Genomic DNA, 6,696 nt, shown 5'->3' with positions numbered 1-6,696 from the left:
AAAACCAGCACAGGGGTTTTACCGTCTTTTAAGTGATACAACTCCCACTTTACGTGAGCTTCGTTTCTTTTTTCTTGTGGTGTTCCTTCGTGCCATTGTGAGACATCGTAGTTTTCCCAATCGCCTACTTTTATTTCTTTTATACCCGTAATGGCTTTAACTCCTTTTGTTTTATCTTTCTTGTGCCTTTTCCAGCTTTCCACTTTAGCCCTTGTTATAAACGCTTTTTTTCTAAAGTCATTACAAGAGCTTCCTCTGGTCGCTTTGCAATGTCTAGAAAAATAGCTTTTATTGCCTCGGGGCTATCACTGCAATCTGGGGCAATAGGAGACTATTTTAGAATTTTATATCAAAGAACAAAACGGCTCGGGAGCCGTTTTTAAATTTATTCTGATTTTATTTTAGTTTTGAATACATAGCCTTGATTTCCTGCTTTTGTTTTAACTAAAAACCAATCGCCTGATTGCTCAATTACCTCAACTGATTCTCCAGTTTTTACTTTCTCTAGTACAGGAGATGTCGTACTTTTTTCCTTTCTTAAATTTGTATAGCCATCAGGATCTTGAATTTTTACTGTAACTGAAATATTCTTTTCAAAATTATTATAATTAAAATTATTTATATTAATTTTCAGGTTATTGATTACTTTTTTTTCTTTTGGTTCGCTGTCATTGTATAAATCTGATTTTATAATTGTAACCTTATTGAGAAAAATTTCTCCTCCAATACTTTGAAATTCATACTTTTTTTCAATTAATTTTGAATCATTAATTTTTAATTGTGTAAAACTGAACAAATTTTTCTTTAATGATAAATCACTATAAGAATCTTCGCCTCCTGAACCACCAGCACATTTTAAACATGGTATTACATTTTTATTTTTTGTTTTTAAAATAAATCCACTATTATTATCATTTATTAAAATCAAAAATATTCTTGATTCATTATTTTTAAACTCTTGTTCATTAGCTAAAATGATTATTTTATCAACTAATTTATCATTATTTAAATCCCCAGAAAGGCTATCTAAAATAATAAATCCTTTTGGAATAAAATCTTCAATACTTTTTAGTTTATTTGATTTATTCACATCTGTAACTTCTGAAACGATATTCTCGTTTTGACTTAATTTAATTTGCTTTTCTAAAGATTTGTATATTGGATTACAATTATTTTTTAATTTATCAAAATATTTAGGAACTATAGTCAATGGCTGAGGCGAATCTATATAAAAATACCAAAAACTATCTACATCTCTAGTTTTTCTGTCTTTTAATAATTCACAAACTAAATTAGGATTCTTAATAAATATCTTTTCTGTTTGCATTTTAAAATAACTAACTGCATCAGCTTGGTATTTTCCATTTACACCAATATCAATAATAAGTTTTAAGAATTCCTTATTTTCATTTTTTGAGACTATATTAAAGAACTTTTCAATATATTTTTCATTTTCATTATACAGTGGGAATGGTTTGTCTAAAATATCATTCCAGCCAAAATAGCTCACAAACTGTTTGTGATTTTTAGGGAAATTTTTTATAAACAAAGCATCATCATTTTTTGAATATGCTTTTTTCAATTCAATTATTGAACCTAAACTCTCTTGTGATTCTGACTTACAAGAATTTAGTGTTAAAAATAAAAATATTATATATCTATACATAATTTTGTGTTATTATAATTTTTGCACCTTCAATTCCTTTTTCGGTAACATAATCTTTAATCTCTTTAAGTTTATCTTTACTACCTGAAACCCAATCTGTACTTTTAGAAGACCCTGGTAATAAACAGCCTTCTGTATCTTTTGCAGAATTACCTGGATGTATTAATATTGCACGATCTATACTTACTGAACTATTATAAAGTTTTAAAACATTCTTAAATTTTGATCCAGAATGCCAAACTAAATTATATGTACCAATCGGAACTCTTTGTTCTATCCCTGAAATAGTAGTATCTGGACCTTTTTCTTCTAAAATAAAACCTTTAATATCAGAATTATCAATAGTAAATTCGCCTATTGTTGAGTTTAAAGTTTGCCATTTTCTAACCAGTCTAATTGTAACTTTTTCTGTATTCTCGTCACTAGATTTTAAATTTTTACATTCGGACAAACGATAAACTTCTTTTGCTTTTACAAAAGACTTTCTTCTTTTTTCATAATGACTTTCATCGAGATTTTTGTTAATTATTTTTGTTAAAGCATCTACATTGCTAGGTTTCGATCCTAAATCTGCTTTTGAATTAAGTTTATTATTAATCCAATAACTATAAGCAGACATTGTAGCATATTCAGGCTCTTCAAGGAGTTTTGGATTTGACACCAAATCTCCTTTACCTGGAAATGCCTTTTTGAAGTCATTATTAATTTGAGAATAATTATATTTTCCTGTTAGTTGAATTAATCCTCTTCCTATATAAGTATATCCATCTTCTTTTGATTCATTACCTAAATCATTACATTTTCTGTCTCCAGGTTTTATACTACACGAAACTATATCAGCCTCACTATCAACTTTTCTCAAACCGTAAGCTCTAACAGCTATTTCATATAAGTCGCCTTTATATGTTTCAGCTTCATTTGGATGTCTTCTAAAATATCCAAACAAAGCTTTAAGTGTAGAAACACTATATCCATCAATGCCCTCAATCAATGTATGAAAACCTGTTTCTGAACCAAATTGATTTATCAAATGTGCTTTTCTAATACAAGTATTTATTCCATATTTTTCCTTTAGTTTATTAATTTCTTTGATTAAATTTTCAGCAAGGCTTTTATTTTTAGCAGCAGCAGGAAATATTTTTACAATATCAACATATTTAAAATCTTCAACACATCTTGGGCAATCACTTTTTCCTTCTTTCTCCTTCTTCTCCACCTTACTGTCCTCCAATGTAACCACTTTGTTAGCATCATCCACATCCACCTTAAACCCTTTGCTGTCTACATTTATAGTAGCACTTTGTAGGTGTGCGTGAGTTTCTAGAACTTCAATGTCAACATATAATTCTTGCTCTGTGCCTTCTTCCCAAAATGTACCGCCTTTGCTTGCGGATATTTTTTTCAAATCAACATAAATAGGCATTGTGTCGCCTGAAATAGTAAACTTTTGATCTACCAGTAAGTCGTCGCCTGCATAATCGTCTTCATACAATTTGAATTGTATGTCTTTTCCTTTCAGTCCTGTGGAGTAAATAGTCGCTATAACTTGAGAGTCTCCTTTTTTGACAATGGTAACTTGTGTAATTTGTTTTTTACCCTATTAGGTTTTTATCAAATACCAATCTATTCTTTCAATTTTAAAATTTTCCAATCAAAGTCATAAAATCTTTTACTTTTTATATAGTATTGATTATTTTCCTCTTTAATTAAAAATGAGCTTTCATCTTTATCCGAAGGGCAAGTTCCTTCATCTGTATACTCTAATTTTAAATTATCATTATTCTTATTAATACTATATGTTCCTTCACAATATGCTTCAAGAGAATTGTCTGAACCAATGCTTAAAGTTGCTGTTGAGGTTTCAAAATTAAAGTAAAATTTAACATCTATTGGATCCCCAGTTTCTACACTTGAAACCTTTGTTTTAATAAAATAATCTCCTTTCAATTCTAATGATTTATTATCACCTACAAATTGAGATTTAACTAAATTTTTTTTCTTCCAATTATTGTATTCTGAATCATTGCCTTCTTTTAAATTTAAAATATTTGTTTTTTCCCATATCCCATTTTCATATTTAAAAACAATTTGTTCATATGGTAAACTTGGATAATATGGAATATCCATATTTTGATTATGTGTTAAATATTTTTTATCAATTACTAATATGTATATGTTATAATTCTTTTTTAAATCAGCAATATTCATTATGTTAATTTTAGCTTCTTCTTTTTCTACATCAATAGCATCATTTAAATTTGTTTTAGGAATTAGGTATACTTCAACGTTACCTAATTTATTAATTGTACTTGGAGCGTATATACAACCATTATCTGGAACAGTAAAATAATCATCCATTAAAGAATATTCCCCACATTTTAAAAGCGCATCCAGCGATTCATCCGAATAAGCTGTATCGCTATTTAAAACTTCGTTTGAAACGCCTTCTATTTCTTTTACTCTATTGTTTTCTGTTTTTTCTTGCCTACAATTGATGAAAAGTAATGCTAGAAGTAAATATTTAATTAATTTCATTTTTATAATTTTTTAGTATAATTTTTTGGTCTAAAATATCCTTTCCAACCTTTATGAGCTGACAAGGCTTTTCCTGTTCTTTTGTACACAGCAGTTCTAGAACTGCCTTTGCCAGAATAGCCACCATTATTTTTATTAGTTGTTTCATCAGCACTACCAACATTTCCAATTGCCTCAAGGATTGTCACTAAATCAGATTTCTTGTCAAAATCATAAACAATTCCAGTGTGTCCAACTCCATCAGATCTTCTCCAAACAAAAATATCTCCTCTATGAGGTTTAAAATCAGACTTTTCACTACCTGAAATAAAATCAATATTTTCAGAATCTATAGCTTTCCTAAAATCAGTTTGTGTTGTCATTATTCCAGTATGAATTTCCTTAACACTTGATGCTACACCAAGTTTAGTCAAATAAATCGAAACCGTTTCGGAACAATCTAAGCCTGCAAGCCCCTTTTCAGAAAGTGAATTCCTCACACCTAATTGACTATAAGCAATGTGTTTATCAACTAGTTGTTTCATTTCTTCTAAAACACCTAATTCATTACTTTCATCTTTCTTTTTTATCGCACCACAACTAAATTCTTTTTCTTTTTTTAATAAACCGTCTGTAAAACTTGTACGATATCTTCCTAATATTTCACTACGTTGAATCTTTTTATCATTATTATTTTCTTCATCAACACTTTTATTTGCATTATAATTTTTATTGCTTTTTTTCTCTTTATCACTCTCTGGATTCTCATATTTTTTATACAAAACATAATCATCATTTTTAGCAATTCCAATTGGAGCAAAAACCTGTAAATAAATATCTTCGGGGTTAAGTAATTTTTTATGCCAATTATAAAGCATAAAATATTTTTTTACATAATCAAGTTGGTCAACATCTTTCATTAATGCTAATTTCTTTTTTGTAAGTTGTAGAGAATTTTCTTTATTAAGTGCATCAATAGCATCTTTAGTAAATTGAATTAATCCTACAGCACCACTAAAATTTTCATCTAATTTATTAATTGCAACACTTGACAGACCTTGATATTTTTTCCTTTTTTTTCCTTTACCATCTATATAACTAACTAAATCAATCTTTGAGGAAGAAAAAGTGCCAGAAGTTTCTACATTCATAACAGCCATAAGTCCGTTTGCCATTTCTTTTTTCTTACCATCACCCCATAAGTCTTTACTAATTTCTAAAACTTTTTTTCTAAAATCGCAACCTACCTTATCGCCCCAAATCAGGTCAAATCCTTTACAAACACAAGTTTCTTCTTTCTTCTTCTTCTCTACCTCACTCTTCTCCAATGTAACCACTTTATTCTTATCATCCACATCCACCTTAAACCCTTTGCTATCTACATTTATAGTAGCACTTTGTAGGTGTGCGTGAGTTTCTAGAACTTCAATATCAACATATAATTCTTGCTCTGTGCCTTCTTCCCAAAATGTACCGCCTTTGCTTGCGGATATTTTTTTCAAATCAACATAAATAGGCATTGTGTCGCCTGAAATAGTAAATTTTTGATCTACCAGTAAGTCGTCGCCTGCATAATCGTCTTCATACAATTTGAATTGTATGTCTTTGCCTTTGAGTCCTGTGGAGTAAATAGTCGCTATAACTTGAGAGTCGCCTTTTTTGACAATGGTAACTTGTGTGATTTGTTTTTTACCCGCCTCACGGTGGGCTTCGGCTGGTTTTTTTGTTGCAGGTGTTTGTGGTCTTCTTGCTGTACCAGCTGGTTGTACTGGTATTTTTTTCTTTACGGGCGGAATCACTTCTTTGGGCTTCGCCTTACCTTCTAGTTTGTCTTTGGTTTCGGCTATTCGCTCTTTTGGGTAAACAAAATTTACGTTTTTACTCGCTTTAAGTTCTCCAAGTGCAAAAGCTGTTACATAATACTCGTGTGTTTCATCGTCTTTCCCTTCGTTTTTAAGCGCTTTTTTAGCATAGTCTCGACTCATTACAAACTGGGCGTGGGCAATGCCTTTGCTACCTACTTTAGCAGGTTTGTCGTATTTTACAATTTTAGTATTCTTATCACTATGTCCTGCGCCATCTACATCGTCCTCCCAAAGCGTAATGTTCATATGATGTCCTACCATTCCTGCGGTGCGCACGTGTACATTAATTATATTTCCGTAGGCTAACTTTTTAGTGATGGGCTTGTCGTAATAATCTGTAACATCAATGCCTAATATCTTAGGTTCTTCAGCCGAAACAACCGTAACTTTGATACCTGTACTCAATTCAGGTTCAAACATATAAGCAACAATCAAATACGTTTGCCCAATTGCTTTTTCTTGAAATCGAAAATGACCTATTTCTTTTTCTAAAATTTTTACGGGTTTTCCGGTGGTTACATTAAAAGCTGCCCATTTTACATTGGCTTCATTTCGAAGTGACATAGGCGTACCTTCATACCACTTCGATACTTCGTAGTTTCCCCAATTACCTGCTTTTATTTCTGCGCTACCTGTTATGGCTTGTACTCC

General features: G+C 30.6%; 4 protein-coding genes and 1 pseudogene. All 5 read right to left on the bottom strand.

Annotated features, from left to right (window positions below):
• Positions 1-203, bottom strand: a 203-nt coding sequence (locus RMO70_RS07300) for a hypothetical protein (RefSeq protein WP_310555768.1), incomplete at its 3' end; no start/stop codon positions are given.
• Positions 204-385: 182 nt separating this feature from the next.
• Positions 386-1,666 (bottom strand): SH3 domain-containing protein, encoded by a 1,281-nt coding sequence (locus tag RMO70_RS07295; protein ID WP_310555767.1) that lies wholly within the window; start codon positions 1,664-1,666, stop codon positions 386-388.
• Positions 1,659-3,158: a DUF5675 family protein gene (locus RMO70_RS07290; RefSeq protein WP_310555766.1), complete on the bottom strand. Its 1,500-nt coding sequence runs from the start codon at positions 3,156-3,158 to the stop codon at positions 1,659-1,661. The genes RMO70_RS07295 and RMO70_RS07290 overlap by 8 nt, the downstream gene beginning before the upstream one ends.
• A gap of 131 nt (positions 3,159-3,289) precedes the next feature.
• The gene (locus RMO70_RS07285; RefSeq protein ID WP_310555765.1) at positions 3,290-4,201 is read right to left on the bottom strand and encodes a hypothetical protein; all 912 of its coding nucleotides are present in this window, start codon (positions 4,199-4,201) and stop codon (positions 3,290-3,292) included.
• Between the two features lie 2 nt (positions 4,202-4,203).
• Positions 4,204-6,696 (bottom strand): annotated as a pseudogene (locus tag RMO70_RS07280) (CHAP domain-containing protein); the annotation flags it as partial.

This window comes from Flavobacterium sp., from assembly GCF_031422135.1.
In the GTDB taxonomy this organism is placed as follows: domain Bacteria; phylum Bacteroidota; class Bacteroidia; order Flavobacteriales; family Flavobacteriaceae; genus Flavobacterium.
The sequence above is the reverse complement of the archived record's forward strand: the minus strand, read 5'-3'. Positions and strand labels throughout refer to the sequence as shown.

What these genes read in the sequence shown, in the direction of transcription:
- RMO70_RS07295 (WP_310555767.1), bottom strand. Translation starts at nt 1,666, where the DNA reads ATGTATAGATATATAATATTTTTATTTTTAACACTAAATTCTTGTAAG.
- RMO70_RS07285 (WP_310555765.1), bottom strand. Translation starts at nt 4,201, where the DNA reads ATGAAATTAATTAAATATTTACTTCTAGCATTACTTTTCATCAATTGT.